Origin of the sequence: Mycobacterium sp., assembly GCF_049608025.1 — a bacterium.
In the GTDB taxonomy this organism is placed as follows: domain Bacteria; phylum Actinomycetota; class Actinomycetes; order Mycobacteriales; family Mycobacteriaceae; genus Mycobacterium.
In genome coordinates this window covers 14,925-30,108 of record NZ_JBMYXC010000018.1, presented here as the reverse complement: position 1 = coordinate 30,108, position 15,184 = coordinate 14,925, and the positions used below count along the sequence as shown (strand labels likewise).

14 protein-coding genes and 1 pseudogene (1 of these 15 running past the window's edge) are annotated in these 15,184 nt (G+C 65.2%); 10 read left to right on the top strand and 5 right to left on the bottom strand.

What is annotated here, in order from left to right:
• Nucleotides 1-713: pseudogene (locus tag ACPGXI_RS08730) on the bottom strand (SDR family oxidoreductase) (it extends 141 nt beyond the left edge of the window).
• 62 nt (nt 714-775) lie between these two features.
• On the opposite strand from ACPGXI_RS08730, the gene echA20 reads away from it, so the two are divergent.
• Genes echA20 through ACPGXI_RS08705 form a run of 5 tightly spaced genes read left to right on the top strand, consistent with a single transcriptional unit; the run spans nt 776 to nt 5,415 of the window.
• The gene (gene echA20 / locus ACPGXI_RS08725; protein WP_526651868.1) at nt 776-1,534 is read left to right on the top strand and encodes a (7aS)-7a-methyl-1,5-dioxo-2,3,5,6,7,7a-hexahydro-1H-indene-carboxyl-CoA hydrolase; all 759 of its coding nucleotides are present in this window, start codon (nt 776-778) and stop codon (nt 1,532-1,534) included.
• Nucleotides 1,527-2,426 carry a cholesterol ring-cleaving hydrolase subunit IpdA gene (gene ipdA / locus ACPGXI_RS08720; RefSeq protein ID WP_526651866.1) on the top strand — a complete coding sequence of 300 codons (900 nt, stop codon included), beginning with the start codon at nt 1,527-1,529 and terminating at the stop codon, nt 2,424-2,426. The genes echA20 and ipdA overlap by 8 nt, the downstream gene beginning before the upstream one ends.
• On the top strand, nt 2,423-3,190 hold the full coding sequence (ipdB, locus tag ACPGXI_RS08715; protein ID WP_526651864.1) for a cholesterol ring-cleaving hydrolase subunit IpdB: 768 nt from the start codon (nt 2,423-2,425) through the stop codon (nt 3,188-3,190). Before ipdA ends, ipdB begins: the two co-directional genes overlap by 4 nt.
• The gene (gene ipdC, locus ACPGXI_RS08710; protein WP_526651862.1) at nt 3,187-4,263 is read left to right on the top strand and encodes a (3aS,4S,5R,7aS)-5-hydroxy-7a-methyl-1-oxo-octahydro-1H-indene-4-carboxyl-CoA dehydrogenase; all 1,077 of its coding nucleotides are present in this window, start codon (nt 3,187-3,189) and stop codon (nt 4,261-4,263) included. The genes ipdB and ipdC overlap by 4 nt, the downstream gene beginning before the upstream one ends.
• A gap of 39 nt (nt 4,264-4,302) precedes the next feature.
• Nucleotides 4,303-5,415 carry an NDMA-dependent alcohol dehydrogenase gene (locus ACPGXI_RS08705; protein ID WP_526651860.1) on the top strand — a complete coding sequence of 371 codons (1,113 nt, stop codon included), beginning with the start codon at nt 4,303-4,305 and terminating at the stop codon, nt 5,413-5,415.
• Nucleotides 5,416-5,504: 89 nt separating this feature from the next.
• Here ACPGXI_RS08705 and fadA6 read toward each other — a convergent pair whose 3' ends face one another.
• From fadA6 to ipdE1, 4 genes are read right to left on the bottom strand one after another with little or no spacing between them, the layout of a single operon-like run.
• Complete coding sequence (gene fadA6, locus ACPGXI_RS08700; protein ID WP_526651858.1) at nt 5,505-6,692, bottom strand: steroid 3-ketoacyl-CoA thiolase FadA6; 1,188 nt, start codon at nt 6,690-6,692, stop codon at nt 5,505-5,507.
• Nucleotides 6,693-6,710: 18 nt separating this feature from the next.
• Nucleotides 6,711-7,331, bottom strand: a complete 621-nt coding sequence (gene kstR2, locus ACPGXI_RS08695) for a TetR family transcriptional regulator KstR2 (RefSeq protein WP_526651856.1) — start codon at nt 7,329-7,331, stop codon at nt 6,711-6,713.
• Complete coding sequence (gene ipdF / locus ACPGXI_RS08690) at nt 7,328-8,116, bottom strand: (5R,7aS)-5-hydroxy-7a-methyl-1-oxo-2,3,5,6,7,7a-hexahydro-1H-indene-carboxyl-CoA reductase (RefSeq protein WP_526651854.1); 789 nt, start codon at nt 8,114-8,116, stop codon at nt 7,328-7,330. Before ipdF ends, kstR2 begins: the two co-directional genes overlap by 4 nt.
• Nucleotides 8,113-9,261 carry an acyl-CoA dehydrogenase IpdE1 gene (gene ipdE1, locus ACPGXI_RS08685; protein WP_526651852.1) on the bottom strand — a complete coding sequence of 383 codons (1,149 nt, stop codon included), beginning with the start codon at nt 9,259-9,261 and terminating at the stop codon, nt 8,113-8,115. The genes ipdF and ipdE1 overlap by 4 nt, the downstream gene beginning before the upstream one ends.
• A gap of 59 nt (nt 9,262-9,320) precedes the next feature.
• Here ipdE1 and fadD3 point away from each other — a divergent pair, with 59 nt between their 5' ends.
• The 5 genes from fadD3 to ACPGXI_RS08660 are packed head-to-tail and all read left to right on the top strand — an operon-like array spanning nt 9,321 to nt 15,152.
• The gene (gene fadD3 / locus ACPGXI_RS08680) at nt 9,321-10,937 is read left to right on the top strand and encodes a 3-((3aS,4S,7aS)-7a-methyl-1,5-dioxo-octahydro-1H-inden-4-yl)propanoate--CoA ligase FadD3 (RefSeq protein WP_526651850.1); all 1,617 of its coding nucleotides are present in this window, start codon (nt 9,321-9,323) and stop codon (nt 10,935-10,937) included.
• A gap of 1 nt (nt 10,938) precedes the next feature.
• Complete coding sequence (locus ACPGXI_RS08675; protein ID WP_526651848.1) at nt 10,939-12,063, top strand: acyl-CoA dehydrogenase family protein; 1,125 nt, start codon at nt 10,939-10,941, stop codon at nt 12,061-12,063.
• Between the two features lie 6 nt (nt 12,064-12,069).
• Nucleotides 12,070-13,053, top strand: coding sequence for an acyl-CoA dehydrogenase family protein (locus ACPGXI_RS08670; protein ID WP_526651846.1), 984 nt, complete (start codon nt 12,070-12,072; stop codon nt 13,051-13,053).
• The gene (gene ipdE2, locus ACPGXI_RS08665; RefSeq protein ID WP_526651844.1) at nt 13,050-13,991 is read left to right on the top strand and encodes an acyl-CoA dehydrogenase IpdE2; all 942 of its coding nucleotides are present in this window, start codon (nt 13,050-13,052) and stop codon (nt 13,989-13,991) included. The genes ACPGXI_RS08670 and ipdE2 overlap by 4 nt, the downstream gene beginning before the upstream one ends.
• A gap of 51 nt (nt 13,992-14,042) precedes the next feature.
• Complete coding sequence (locus tag ACPGXI_RS08660) at nt 14,043-15,152, top strand: pyridoxal phosphate-dependent aminotransferase (RefSeq protein ID WP_526651924.1); 1,110 nt, start codon at nt 14,043-14,045, stop codon at nt 15,150-15,152.
• Nucleotides 15,153-15,184 lie beyond the last annotated feature (32 nt).

Here is a 15,184-nt window from a genome sequence, read left to right as displayed (position 1 = left end):
CTGATGTAGGACGCTGCATCCGAGGCGAGAAACGCAGTGGCCCAGCCGATGTCCTCGGGCTTGCCAAGCCTGCCGAGCGGCACGTTACGTGAGATCGCGGCAATGGAATCGGCGTCACCGTAGAACAGCTCCGACTGCTCGGTCTCGACCATGCCGACCACCACCGAGTTCACCCGCACCTTCGGCGCCCACTCGACCGCCAGTGTGCTGGTCATGTTCTCGACGCCGGCCTTGGCCGCACCGTAGGCCACGGTTCCCGGAGTTGGACGTCGGCTGCTCACGCTGGTGATGTTGATGATCGATCCACCGGAACTCTGGTTCTGCATCACTGCGTTGGCGTGCGTCGAGACCGACAGTGCACCAAGCAGATTGAGCTCAACAATTTTCCTGCTGAATTTGGCTGACGATTCTGCCGCGAGCACGTAGGGCGAGCCTCCCGCGTTGTTGACCACCACGTCCAGACGGCCGTGTTCGGCCACGATCGCCGCAACGAGCGCCTTGACCGCATCGTCGTCACGGATGTCGCAGGAATGGAACTCGTAGGGCAGGCCTTCCACCGGGCGACGCGCGCAGGTCACCACGGTCGCACCCTGGTCGGTGAAGACCTTGCTGATACCGGCACCGACGCCGCGCACCCCTCCGGTCACGAGTACGACGCGACCGGAGAGCGCGAACCGGATGGCGCGAAGAGCACTGTCGACGGTGTCAGTCACTGTGCTAGCGTACCAAGCAAGTGCTTGCTTAGGTAGCCGCCCCAGGACACCCAGGAGTCCCGTTGACCATCGCCTCGAAAACTGTGGAGCCGGGCATCGTCTCGGTCACCGTCGACTACCCGCCCGTCAACGCGATCCCGTCGCAGGGCTGGTTTGAACTCGGCGATGCCATCACCGCCGCAGGCCGAGACCACACCACCCACGTGGTGATCCTGCGGGCCGAGGGGCGCGGATTCAACGCCGGTGTCGACATCAAGGAGATGCAGAATACCGAGGGGTTCAGCGCGCTCATCGATGCCAACCGAGGCTGCTTTCACGCCTTCCGTGCGGTGTACGAGTGCCCGGTTCCGGTCGTCGCCGCGATCAACGGCTTCTGCGTTGGCGGGGGAATCGGACTGATCGGCAACGCTGATGTCTTGGTGGCCTCCGACGACGCGACCTTCGGACTGCCCGAGGTCGAACGGGGCGCGCTGGGGGCTGCCACCCACCTATCACGCCTGGTACCCCAGCACATGATGCGCCGGCTGTTTTTCACCGCGGCCACGGTGGACGCCCAAACGCTGCACCACTTCGGATCGGTGCACGCAGTGGTTCCGAGGGCAGAACTCGACGAGGCCGCACTCAGCGTGGCCCGCGACATCGCCGCCAAGGACACTCGGGTGATCCGCGCCGCGAAGGAAGCGCTGAACCTCATCGACGTACAGAAAGTGAACTCCAGTTACCGCATGGAACAGGGTTTCACGTTCGAGCTGAACCTCGCCGGGGTGGCCGATGAGCACCGCGACGCGTTCGCCGGAACGGACAAGGGGAAGCATGCCTGACAAGACCAGCACGTTGGACGAGGCGGTCTCGTCCATCGAGAGCGGTATGACCATTGGCATCGGCGGTTGGGGTTCCCGGCGCAAGCCGATGGCGTTCGTGCGTGCCCTGCTGCGCAGCGATGTCACCGATCTGACCGTCGTCACTTACGGCGGCCCCGACCTCGGGCTGCTTTGCTCGGCAGGCAAGGTCAAGCGCGCGTACTACGGCTTCGTGTCACTGGACTCGCCTCCGTTCTACGACCCTTGGTTCGCAAAGGCCCGCACTTCAGGGAGCATCGAGTCCCGCGAGATGGACGAGGGCATGCTGCGCTGCGGGCTTCAAGCCGCCGCGCAGCGGCTGCCGTTCCTGCCGATTCGCGCCGGGCTCGGCAGCGACGTCCGGGCCTTCTGGGGTGACGAGCTCAAGACGGTGTGCTCGCCGTACCCAACCGACGGGGCATTCGAGGAGCTGGTCGCCATGCCCGCGCTGGGGCTGGACGCGGCGTTCGTGCACATGAATCTCGGCGACGCACAGGGCAATGCGGCGTACACCGGAATCGATCCCTACTTCGACGACCTGTTCCTGATGGCCGCGGAGAAACGCCACCTCTCGGTCGAGCGGGTGGTAACCACTGCCGAACTCGTGAAGTCTGTTCCGCCACAGGCACTGTTGATCAACCGCATGATGGTGGACACCGTTGTCGAGGTACCCAATGGTGCCCACTTCACCACCGCCGAGCCAGACTACCGGCGCGACGAGAAATTTCAGCGCCACTACGCCCAAGCAGCCGGCTCGGATCAGACGTGGGCGGCTTTCGTCGAAACGTACCTGGCCGGAAGCGAAGCCGACTACCAGGCCGCTATCGGGAAGTTTTCGGCAACGTCAGAGGCAGATGTGGAGGTAGCCAAGTGATTTCCGTGACCCGCGCCGAGGTGTGCGCCGTAGCGTGCGCCGAACTCTTCCGTGATGCCGGGGAGATCATGATCAGCCCGATGACAACCGTCGCCTCGATCGGTGCCAGGCTCGCGCGACTGACCTTTTCCCCAGGCATCCTGCTGACCGACGGCGAAGCCCGAATCATCGCCGATACTCCGGCCATCGGCGCAGCAGCCGCGATCGAGGGCTGGATGCCTTTCGGCCGGGTTTTCGAGACACTGGCGTGGGGCCGCCGCCATGTAGTGATGGGCGCGAACCAGATTGACCGTTACGGCAACCAGAACCTGTCGGCATTTGGGCCGCTGCAGCATCCGACCCGCCAGATGTTCGGTGTCCGAGGCGCACCAGGTAACACGATCAACCACGCCACCAGCTATTTCGTCGGCAACCACTCCCCTCGCGTGTTCGCCGACTCGGTCGACATCGTATCCGGGATCGGTTGGGACAAAATTGATTCAGGAAATCCCGCATACCGCTTCGTCAATGTGTATCGAGTGGTGTCCAACCTTGGCGTCTTCGACTTCAACGGCCCGGACCACCAGATGCGGGCGGTGTCGCTGCATCCAGGCGTCGAAGCCGGGCAGGTAGCCGAGAACACCTCCTTCGAGGTGCACGGGCTGACCGACGCGGAGACAACCCGACTGCCATCCGCTGACGAGCAGCGGCTTATTCGGGAGGTCATTGATCCGAAGTCACTGCGCGACAGAGAAGTCAAGGTAGTCAAAGAAGCCACGGCATGACACGCTCAAGGCTGAAGACTCCGCTGACCGAACTGGTCGGCATCGAGCATCCCATCGTCCAAACCGGCATGGGCTGGGTGGCAGGCGCCCGACTGGTCGCAGCCACATCCAACGCCGGTGGGTTGGGCATCCTGGCGTCGGCCACGATGACGCTCGATGAGCTCCGGACTGCGGTCGCCAAGGTCAAGGCCGCCACCGATAAGCCTTTCGGCATCAACATGCGCGCCGACGCCGGGGACGCCAACCAGCGCGTCGACCTCCTGATCAGCGAAGGAGTCAGCGTCGCCTCCTTCGCCTTGGCGCCCAAACCGGAACTCATCGCCAAACTCAAAGAGGCAGGCGTCGTGGTCATTCCGTCCGTCGGGCTGGCTAAACACGCCAAGAAAGTCGCGGGCTGGGGGGCCGACGCCGTCATCGTGCAGGGCGGCGAGGGCGGCGGCCATACCGGACCGATCGCCACCACGCTGCTATTGCCTTCGGTGCTCGACGCCGTCGCCGACACGGGTATGCCGGTGATCGCGGCCGGCGGCTTCTTCGACGGCCGGGGCTTGGCCGCCGCCCTGAGCTACGGAGCGGCCGGGGTCGCTATGGGGACTCGATTCTTGCTGACCTCCGACTCGACTGTCCCCGACGCGGTCAAGCAGCGCTATCTGACCGCTGCGTTGGACGGAACCGTGGTGTCCACCCGGGTTGACGGCATGCCGCACCGGGTGCTGCGCACCGGCCTGGTCGAGAAGCTCGAAAGCGGATCCCGGCTGCGCGGCTTCACCGCCGCGGTGCGCAACGCACAGCGGTTCAAGAAGATGTCTCAGATGTCTTGGCGCTCGATGATCAAAGACGGTCTCCAAATGCGGCATGGCAAGGAACTGACCTGGTCGCAGGTGGTGATGGCGGCCAATACCCCGATGCTGCTCAAGGCCGGTCTGGTCGAGGGCAACACCGACGCCGGTGTGCTGGCTTCGGGACAGGTGGCCGGAATCATCGGCGACCTGCCGTCATGCGCCGAGCTCATCGACTCGATAGTCGCCGAGGCGGTGCAGCACCTCGAGTCGGCAGCCGGCCGAATCCAATAGCCGATTCGCCCCTGCCGGCCGGCGCCTAGACTCGACCGGGTGAAGACGAACGCCGCCATCCTGTGGGAATTCGGGACCGACTGGTCCGTCGAGGAGATCGACCTGGATCCCCCGTCATACGGCGAAGTGCTGGTGTCCTGGGAGGCCACCGGTCTGTGCCACTCCGACGAGCACGTACGCACAGCTGACCTACCCACGCCACTTCCGATGATCGGCGGTCACGAAGGAGCCGGGATCGTGCAGGAGGTGGGACCGGGTGTGCCGGGCCTCGCTCCCGGCGACCACGTCGTCGCCTCGTTCCTGCCGTCGTGCGGGCGGTGCCGGTTCTGCTCGACCGGCCAGCAGAATCTCTGCGACCTCGGCGCGTTGATCATGACGGGCGCCCAGCTCGACGGCACCTACCGTCGCCGGGCCCGCGGGCAGGATGTTGGCGCGATGGCCCTTGTCGGAACATTCTCCCAATACGGCACGGTGCCCGAGGCCTCGGTGGTGAAGATCGACGACGACGTGCCGCTCTCCCGCGCCTGCTTGTTGGGTTGCGGCGTCACCACCGGCTGGGGCTCAGCAGTGAACACCGCCGCTGTCGCGCCCGGTGACACCGTCGTGGTGGTTGGCTGTGGCGGCATCGGCAGCGGAGCCATCCAGGGGGCACGGCTGGCCGGTGCCGAGAAGATCATCGTGGTCGACCTGGTCGAGACCAAGCGCGCCAACGCCTTCCAGTTCGGCGCTACCCACTTCGTCACATCGATGGCCGAGGCCACCGCGCTGGCAGCAGATTTGACCCGGGGAGTGATGGCCGATTCGGTAATTCTCACCATGGGACTGCTGGAGGGCTCCATGATCGACGAGGCCGCCAACATCGTCCGTAAAGGCGGCGCTGTGGTGGTGACGGCTGTCGCGGCGATAACCGATACGACGGCATCGTTCTCGCTGATGATGCTCACCCTCTACCAGAAGCGCATACTGGGCAGCCTCTACGGTGAGGCCAACCCGCGCGCCGACATCCCGCGACTGGTCAGCCTGTACCGAGAGGGAAAGCTGCTGTTGGATGAAACCGTCACCCACGAGTACAAACTCGCCGAGGTCAACGAGGGCTACGAAGACATGCGCGCCGGCCGCAATATCCGCGGTGTCGTCGTCCACGACCACTGAACCTCACCGCGAGCAGACGTAAACTCGCACTAATTCACGGCTATCGGGGCGATTTCGCGTCTTGTCGCCCAATGAACCGACCCAGGGGGCTAGAGGCGCTCGATGATGGTGACGTTAGCTGTGCCGCCGCCCTCGCACATCGTCTGCAGACCGTAGCGGCCGCCTGTGCGCTCCAGCGTGTTCAGCATCGTGGTGAAGAGCTTTGCGCCGGTGGCACCTAGGGGGTGGCCGAGCGCGATCGCACCACCGTTCGGATTCACCTTCTCCGGATCAGCCCGGGTCTCCTTGAGCCACGCCTGCACCACGGGCGCGAATGCCTCGTTGATCTCGACGGTGTCCATGTCGTCGATCGACAGCCCGGTCTTTTCCAGCGCGTAACGGGTTGCGGGGATGGGACCGGTGAGCATGAAAACCGGGTCGGCGCCGCGCGCGCTGATGTGGTGGATCCGGGCCCGCGGCGTGAGTCCGTGCTGCTTGACCGCTCCCTCCGAAGCAAGCAAGACGGCGCTGGCACCGTCTGAGATCTGGCTGGCCATGGCCGCGGTGAGCCGACCGCCATCAACGAGAGGCTTGAGGCCGGCCATCTTCGCCAACGAAGTTTCGCGTGGACCCTCGTCGACCGCGAAGCGGCCCCCGTCCACATCGATCGGGAGGATCTCATGTGCGAAGTGCCCGGCGCGGATCGCCGCCCGCGCGCGTTCGTGGCTGGTCAGCGCGTACCGCTCCATCTCCTCGCGAGACAGATCCCACTTTTCGGCGATCAGTTCGGATCCGCGGAACTGTGAGATCTCCTGGTCACCGTAGCGGTGCAGCCAGCTCTTCGATTCGTTTGTCGGAGAGGTGAAACCAAACCGTTCGGCGACAGTCATCGCCGAGCTGATCGGGATCTGACTCATGTTCTGCATACCGCCGGCGACGATCAGATCGGCCGTGCCCGACATGATGGCCTGCGCTCCGAAGGAGATGGCCTGCTGGCTCGAACCGCACTGGCGATCAACCGTGACCCCTGGTACCTCCTCGGGGAAGCCGGCGGCCAGCCACGACAGCCGGGCGATGTTGCCGGCCTGCGGCCCGATGGCGTCCACACAGCCGGCGATGACGTCGTCGACCGCGCCCGGGTCGACGTCCACCCGCTCCAACAAGCCGTGCCACGCCGCGGCTCCGAGGTCGACAGGGTGCACGCCGGCCAGCGACCCATTGCGCTTTCCGACCGCGGTACGCACCGCATCAACAACATAGGCCTGGGAAACTCCCGTAGCCCCTGTGCTGCCCGCCATTTCAGACTCCTCTTGTCGTCATGCCACTTCTGCTGTTATGCCACCCAGCACGATGGCGAGGTATTGCTGACCAACCTGCTCCGCTGTCAGCGGCCCGCCCGGCTGATACCAGCGAACCGAAACCCAGGTGGTGTCGCGGATGAATCGGTACACCAGGTCGACATCGACATCACGACGGAAGTAGCCCTGCGCGATGCCCTCGTTCAGCACCTCGACCCACATCTTGCGCTGTTCTTTGTTGCGCTCATCCACGTAGGCGAACCGGTCTTGTAGAGCCAGTCGCTTAGCCTCATCCTGGTAGATGACGACCTCGGCGTGCCTGGTCTCGATTGCCTCGAACGAGGCCATGAACAGACCTTTCAGCCGCTCCAGAGGATTCGGCTCGGTCGACACAATCTGCCGATAGCGTTCGAACAACCAGTCGAGGAAGCCACGCAACACCTCGTCGACCATCTCCTCCTTCGACGAAAAGTGGTGATACAGGCTGCCGGAGAGAATCCCCGCGGAATCGGCGATGTCACGCACGGTGGTGGCCCGCAGCCCCCGCTGCGCGAACATCGTCGCGGCGAGTTGCAGGAGTTCATCGCGTCTGGTGTTTGCCTGCGTATTGGACCCGGCGGCCGGGCGCGACACGGTCATGGGTGCTGACTCGACACCGAGATAACCTCGCCGGTGAGGTAACTGGAGTAGTCGCTGGCCAGGAAGGCGATCGTGGCCGCGACCTCCCACGGCTCGGCGGCACGGCCGAAGGCCTCGCCCTCTGAGAGCCGGTCGAGCAGTTCGGAGCTGCTGGTCTTCTCCAGGAACTTGTGCCGCGCAATGCTGGGCGACACCGCATTGACCCTCACACCGTATTCAACGGCTTCGATTGCGCTGCAACGGGTCAGAGCCATCACGCCGGCTTTGGCCGCCGCATAGTGAGACTGCGAATGCTGCGCGCGCCATCCCAGCACGCTGGCGTTGTTGACGATGACCCCGCCGTGCGGCGCGGCGCGAAAGTACTGCAGCGCGGCCCGGGTCGCACGCATCGTCGACGTCAGCGTCACGTTGAGAACGCGGTCCCATTCATCGTCGGCCATGTCGACGACCGGCGTCTGGCCGCCCAGCCCTGCGTTGTTGACCAGTACATCCAATCGTCCTAGCGCAGCCACCGTGCCCGCGATCATTGCATCGACCGCGGTCGTGGAGGTCACGTCGCACACAAGGCTCTCGACCCGGCCCAGGCCCAATCCGGCGAGTTGCTCGCGGGTCTCCCCCAGGCGACGCTCGTGATAGTCGGACACGACGACATCGGCGCCCTCCATGAGGGCGCGGCGGGCAACCGAGGAGCCGATCCCGGTGCCCGCGGCTGCGGTCACCAGAACGATCTTTCCGGCTAACAGACCGTGTCCGTCAATCTCTTTCGGCGCTGTGGACAGAGTCATCCGCGAACCTCCCGGGGCAGCCCGAGCACTCGCTCGGCGATGATGTTTCGCTGAATCTCGTTGGATCCGCCGTATATCGTGTCCGAGCGGGAGAACAGGTACAGACGCTGCCACTCGTCGAACTCGCCTCCGTCGAGCGTGAGACCTGCCATCCCCTGAACATCCATCGCGATCTCGCCGAGCTCACGATGCCAATTGGCCCACAACAACTTCGACACGCTGTCTTGCCCCGGTCGCTCGACGTCCATGGTCGCAAGCGCATAGGACCGCATCGCCTTCAACCCCGCCCAGGATCGGGTGAGTTGCTCGCGGATCAGTGGGTCATCGACGGCACCGGTACGCTTCGCCAGCGCGACCAAGTTGGAATGCTCACGTGCATAACGGATCTGCTGGCCCAATGTTGACACGCCACGCTCGAACGTCAGCGTGCCCATCGCCACACGCCAGCCATCGCCCGGTTCGCCGACCACCAGGCCGGCATCGGTGCGGGCGTCGTCGAAGAAGACCTCATTGAACTCCGAATCACCAGTCAGTTGGGTGATCGGGCGTATCTCGACGCCGGGTTGATCGAGCGGAACCAACAGGTAGGACAGACCGGCGTGGCGCTGAGAGCCTTTCTCGGTGCGGGCCAACACGAAGCACCATTGCGCCCAGTGCGCCAGCGAGGTCCATACCTTCTGCCCGTTGATGACCCATGCGTCACCGTCCAGCACAGCTGACGTCGAGACATTGGCGAGATCGCTTCCTGCACCGGGTTCGGAGTAGCCCTGGCACCACAGTTCGGTGACGTTCCGGATCGAGGGCAGGAATCTTTTCTGCTGCTCGGGGGTCCCGTAGGCGATGAGGGTGGGCCCCACCAATTCCTCACCCAAGTGGTTGATCTTGTCCGGGGCGTCGGCTTTGGCGTACTCCTCGTAAAACGCGACGCGGTGCGCCACGGACAGGCCGCGGCCGCCGTCCTCCTCCGGCCAACCCAGGCACGTCAGGCCTGCGGCCGCCAGATGCTGGTTCCATGCCCGACGTTCCTCGAACGCTTCGTGCTCGCGGCCGGGCCCACCAAGGCCCTTGAGCGCGGCATATTCACCGACGAGGTTGTCGGCGAGCCAGTCGCGGACCTCGGCCCTGAACTCCTGGACCTCTATCACCCCTGTAGGCTAACCTACCAAGCACTTGCTTTGTTAGAGGGACAGGGGACGACCCGGGAATGTCAGAGCTGAGCACCACTCCCGCGGTCCTTGACCGGATGGCGCGCGAGCTTCCCAACCACCCTGCGGTGGTTTCGGCGCACAGAACGCTGACGTTCGCCGAGCTGCGTTCGGAGGTGAGGCAAGCCGCCGCGGCGATCATCGAGCTGGGTGTCCAGCCGGGCGACCGTGTCGCGATTTGGTCACCGAACACCTGGCACTGGGTGGTGGCCTGCCTGGCCACCCACTATGCCGGCGGCGTGCTGGTCCCCCTCAACACGCGCTACACCGAAAGTGAAGCCACTGACATCCTCGCGCGCACGGCCGCACCGCTGCTGTTCGCATCGGGCGATTTCCTGGGTGCCGACAAGGCGGCCGGCATCGACCGCCCCGAAGTCGCTGCATCCCTGCCCGCGCTGCGCCACGTCGTGCGTGTCCCGATCGAGAAGTCCGACGGCACGTGGGACGAGTTCATGGCCCACGGTGCCAGCCTTGATGCTGTAGGTGCCAACCCTGATGCTGTAGGTGCCAACCCTGATTTGGTAGACGCCCGGGCCGCTGATGTCCGTCCCGATGACGTCTCCGACATCCTGTTCACCTCGGGCACCACCGGCCGCAGCAAGGGCGTGCTGTGCGCGCACCGCCAGTCGCTGGACGCCTCGGCAGCATGGGCGGCGTGCGGGAAGCTCACCAGCGCAGACCGCTACCTTTGCATCAACCCGTTCTTCCATAATTTCGGCTACAAGGCCGGCATCCTGGCCTGCCTACAGACGGGCGCGACGCTCATCCCCGAGCTGACCTTCGACCCGGAACAGGCAATGCAAGCAGTGCAGGACCACCGGATCACCGTGCTACCCGGCCCGCCCACGATTTACCAGGCCCTGCTCGACCATCCCAATCGCAGCGACTACGACCTGACCTCGTTACGGTTCGCGGTTACCGGCGCAGCCACGATCCCGGTCGTGCTGATCGAGCGAATGCAGAACCAACTCGACATCGACACCGTGCTGACCGCGTACGGGCTCACGGAGGCCAGCGGTTTCGGCACCATGTGCCGCGCCGACGACGACGCCCTCACGGTCGCCACGACCTCCGGGCGCCCGATCGCGGGCTTCGAAATGCGGATCGCGGGCGGCAGCGGCAGCGGCAGCGGCAGCGACACAGGAGAGGTACTGCTGCGCGGACCCAACGTAATGCTGGGCTACTTGGATGACCCTGAAGCCACCGCTGCGGCCATCGACGACAAGGGCTGGCTTCACACGGGCGACATCGGCGAACTGGACGACGCGGGAAACCTGAAGATCACCGACCGGCTCAAGGATATGTACATCTGTGGCGGCTTCAACGTGTACCCCGCCGAGATCGAGCAGGTGCTGGCGCGACTCGAGGGCGTTGCCGAAGCCGCGGTGATCGGAATACCGGAGGAGAGGCTGGGCGAGGTCGGCAAGGCCTTCGTCGTTACCCTGCCCGGCGTCGAACTCGACGAGAGAACCGTGATCGAATACACCCGAAGCCATCTCGCCAACTTCAAGATCCCACGATCAGTGACGTTCGTCGATGCGCTACCCCGCAACCCGGGCGGCAAGGTGGTAAAACCCCAGCTTCGCGAACTCGCCAAACACATGGAAGGGGCCTGAGTTGGACCTGAACTTCGATGACGCCACATGTGAATTCCGCAACGAAGTGCGTGACTTCCTTGCGTCCAACAAGAGCAAATTCCCGACCAGGTCCTACGACACCGCAGAAGGCTTCGACCAGCACCGCCATTGGGACAGAGTGCTTTTCGACGCCGGCCTATCGGTGATCACCTGGCCGGAGCACTACGGTGGCCGCGATGCGACACTGCTCCAGTGGGTGGTGTTCGAAGAGGAGTATTTCCGCGCGGGCGCCCCCGGTCGGGCCAGCGCCAACGGCATATCGATGCTGGCGCCGACACTGTTCACGCATGGCACACAAGAGCAGCTCGACAGGGTGCTGCCGAAAATGGCCAGTGGCGAAGAGATTTGGGCTCAGGCCTGGTCCGAGCCGGAGTCCGGAAGCGACCTGGCATCGCTGCGCTCGACGGCGACCAGGACCGATGGGGGCTGGCGCCTCAACGGACAGAAGATCTGGAGTTCGCGGGCGGTCTTCGGGGAACGGGCTTTCGGACTATTCCGGTCCGACCCACTAGCAGAGCGACACAAGGGCCTGACGTACTTCATGTTCGACCTGAAGTCCGCCGGCGTCACCGTGCGGCCGATCGCCCAGCTGGGAGGGGACACCGGATTCGGCGAGATCTTCCTCGACGACGTGTTCGTGCCCGACCGGGACGTCGTCGGCGGCGTGCACGAGGGCTGGGGGGCGGCGATGAGCACCTCAAGCAATGAGCGCGGGATGTCGCTGCGCAGCCCCGGGCGCTTCCTGGCACCCGCCGAACGGCTGGTAGCCCAATGGCGCGACCATCCTGACCCGGCATTCACCGATCGCGTCGCCGATGCGTGGATAAAGGCTCAGGCCTACCGGCTGCACACCTTCGGTACCGTTACCCGGCTGGCCAACGGCGGTGAGCTGGGCGCGGAATCCTCGGTGACCAAGGTGTTCTGGTCCGACCTGGACGTGGCGCTGCACCAGACGGCCCTGGATCTGTGCGGCGGCGACGGTGAACTTGCGACTCCCCTGGCCGACGGGCTGTTATTCGCGTTGGGCGGACCAATCTATGCAGGCACCAACGAGATTCAGCGCAACATAGTCGCCGAGCGGCTTCTGGGCCTGCCCCGAAAGTAGACGATTGTGAACTTTGAGATAGACGAACCACAGCGTGACTTCGCTGCCAGTATCGACGCTGCCCTGGGTGCCGCCGACCTGCCCGCCGCGGTGCGAGCGTGGGCCGAGGGTGACACCGCGCCGGGACGCAAGGTCTGGGCTCAACTGGCGGACCTCGGCGTGCCGGCACTAATGGTGCCCGAGAAGTTCGACGGAATGGCTGCGCATCCGACCGACCTCATGGTGGCAATGGAGCGGATCGGCCGCTGGGCGGTTCCCGGCCCGGTGACCGAATCCATTGCGGTCGCTCCGGTCCTGCTTTCCGGCCGTGGCGAATGGGGCGAGCGCAGCGCCGCCCTGGCATCCGGTGAACTGATCGCCACAGTGGCGCTGCCGCCACTGGTGCCCCGCGCCGTGGACGCGGACACCGCTGGTCTGATACTGCTCGCCCAGGATGGGCAGGTGCTCGACGGCGCGGCGGGTGCCAGGCACGAGTGCATCGATCGCAGCCGACACCTGTTCGACGTCAGCGCATCCGGCGACGCGCATCACGCCGATGTAGCAAGAGCTTTCGAATTCGGCGTGTTGAGCACGGCGGCTCAGCTGGTCGGGGCGGGCCAGGCGATGCTCGATGCCGCGGTCGAATATGCCAAGCAGCGCAGCCAGTTCGGCAAACTCATCGGCAGTTACCAGGCGATCAAGCACAAGCTCGCCGACGTGCTCATCGCGATCGAGTTGGCGCGGCCGCTGGTCTACGGAGCAGCGCTGGCGCTGGCTCAATCTCCTCGGGGAGCATCTGACTGCGCCGTCCGCGATGTCAGTGCCGCCAAGGTGGCCGCTGCAGACGCGGCCTTGCTCGCGGCGCGTGCGGCGCTGCAGACACACGGCGCCATCGGCTACACCCAGGAGCACGACCTGTCACTGCTACTGGTGCGGACACAGGCGTTGCGCCCCGCATGGGGAGACCCGACCTGGCATCGGCGCCGAGTTCTGAAGGTGCTGACCGCATGACGGCAGAGCGGGAAATGCTGCGCGACACTGTCGCAGCGCTCGTCGACAAGCACGCGTCGCCGGAGTCGGTACGCGAGGCGATGAGTTCGGAGCGCGGATATGACGAGTCGCTCTGGCGGATGTTGTGCGAACAGGTCGGTGCCGCGGCGCTGGTAGTCCCCGAGGAATTGGGCGGTGCCGGTGGCGAACTGGCCGATGCAGCAGTTGTTCTTGAGGAGCTGGGCAAGGCTCTGGTGCCCACCCCGCTGTTGGGGACCACGCTGGCCGAGTTGGCACTCTTGTCGGCCGACGAACCCGATGGCGATGTTCTCGAGAAACTGGCGGAGGGATCGTGTCTGGGCGCGGTGGTGTTCGATCCGGGTTACGTGGTGAACGGCGACGTCGCCGACGTGGTCGTCGCGGCCGACGGTGAGACCCTCACGCGCTGGACATCGTTCACTGTTGATGCTGCGGTCTCGATGGACCCGACACGGCGATTGGCGCGAGTGGACGCCACCCAGACCGCTGCGATCGGAGCGGATCCCGGCTTGGCGAGCATCGCGTCGATTCTGCTGGCAACCGAGCAGATCGGCGCGGCAGCGAAGTGTCTCGATCTGACCGTGCAGTACACCAAGGACAGGGTGCAGTTCGGCCGCCCGATCGGCAGCTTCCAAGCGCTCAAACACCGCATGGCCGATCTCTACGTCGCGGTGGAGGCGGCGCGGGCCGTCGTCAACGAGGCGGTGGCGGACCCCTCACCGACGACAGCTGCCCTCGCCCGGCTCGCGGCCAGCGACGCGTTCTCCATGGTGGCCGCCGAGGCCGTCCAGCTCCACGGCGGAATCGCGATCACCTGGGAGAGCGATATCCAGTTCTACTTCAAACGCGCCCACGGCAGCGCGCAGATGCTCGGTCCGCCGCGGGATCAGCTGCGTCGCCTCGAATCCGAGGTGTTCTAGCCTGGGAGCGTGACCGTTTCCAACCGGGCTGGTATTCCGCCGTTCTATGTCATGGATGTCTGGTTGGCCGCGGCCGAACGGCAGCGCACCCATGGCGATCTCGTCAATCTGTCGGCGGGGCAGCCCAGCGCGGGGGCACCATCTCCGGTCCGCGACACCGCCGTGGCGGCGCTGAACCGAAATCAGCTCGGCTACTCCGTTGCGTTAGGTATCCCGGAGTTGCGCGCCGCGATAGCGGACTCCTATCAAGCGCGCCACCTCGTCGTTGAACCAGATGACGTCGTGGTGACCACCGGCTCGTCGGGCGGATTCCTGCTGGCGTTCCTCGCGTGCTTCGACGTCGGAGATCGGGTGGCGATCGCCAGCCCCGGCTATCCGTGCTACCGCAACATCCTGACCGCACTCGGCTGCGAGGTCGTCGAGTTGCCGTGCGGACCCGACACCCGATTCCAGCCGACGGTGCAGATGCTGGCCGACCTCGATCCCCCGGTCGCGGGGGTGATTGTGGCGAGTCCGGCCAACCCCACCGGAACGGTGATCCCGCCTGAGGAACTCGCGGCGATCGCCTCCTGGTGCACATCGTCAGGAGTACGTCTGATCAGCGATGAGGTGTACCACGGGCTGGTGTACCCCGGCTCGCCGGCAACCAGCTGTGCGTGGGAGACATCACGGGATTCGATTGTGGTGAACAGCTTTTCGAAGTACTTCGCCATGACGGGATGGCGGCTGGGCTGGTTGTTGGTCCCGCAGGAACTGAAGCGGGCGATCGACCGCCTGACGGGAAACTTCACGATCTGCCCGCCGGCGCTTCCCCAGGTGGCCGCAGTCTCGGCGTTCACGCCGGAGGCGATCGCAGAGGCCGAATCACTTCTGGACGGCTACACCGCGAACCGACTCCTGCTGTTGAACGGGCTTCGCAACCTCGGGATACACCGACTGGCCCCGACCGACGGCGCATTCTATGTCTACGCCGACGTCTCGCATCTGACCGCGGATTCGCTGTCATTCTGTTCAAAGCTGCTGGCCGAGACGGGGGTGGCGATCGCACCCGGCGTCGACTTCGACACGATTCGGGGCGGGTCGTTCGTGCGACTGTCCTTCGCGGGCCCGTCCTCCGACGTCGAGGAAGCGCTGCGCCGCATCGGCACCTGGCTCGGCTAGAGCGCACCAGCTCTGTCGGGGGTGTGGAGTAG

Bases quoted from the DNA above. Each gene is read 5' to 3' on its own strand.
- ipdA (WP_526651866.1), top strand. From the start codon at position 1,527: ATGCCTGACAAGACCAGCACGTTGGACGAGGCGGTCTCGTCCATCGAG.
- fadA6 (WP_526651858.1), bottom strand. From the start codon at position 6,692: ATGGCGGGCAGCACAGGGGCTACGGGAGTTTCCCAGGCCTATGTTGTT.
- fadD3 (WP_526651850.1), top strand. From the start codon at position 9,321: ATGTCAGAGCTGAGCACCACTCCCGCGGTCCTTGACCGGATGGCGCGC.
- ipdF (WP_526651854.1), bottom strand. From the start codon at position 8,116: ATGACTCTGTCCACAGCGCCGAAAGAGATTGACGGACACGGTCTGTTA.
- ipdE2 (WP_526651844.1), top strand. From the start codon at position 13,050: ATGACGGCAGAGCGGGAAATGCTGCGCGACACTGTCGCAGCGCTCGTC.
- ACPGXI_RS08660 (WP_526651924.1), top strand. From the start codon at position 14,043: ATGGATGTCTGGTTGGCCGCGGCCGAACGGCAGCGCACCCATGGCGAT.
- ipdC (WP_526651862.1), top strand. From the start codon at position 3,187: ATGACACGCTCAAGGCTGAAGACTCCGCTGACCGAACTGGTCGGCATC.
- kstR2 (WP_526651856.1), bottom strand. From the start codon at position 7,331: ATGACCGTGTCGCGCCCGGCCGCCGGGTCCAATACGCAGGCAAACACC.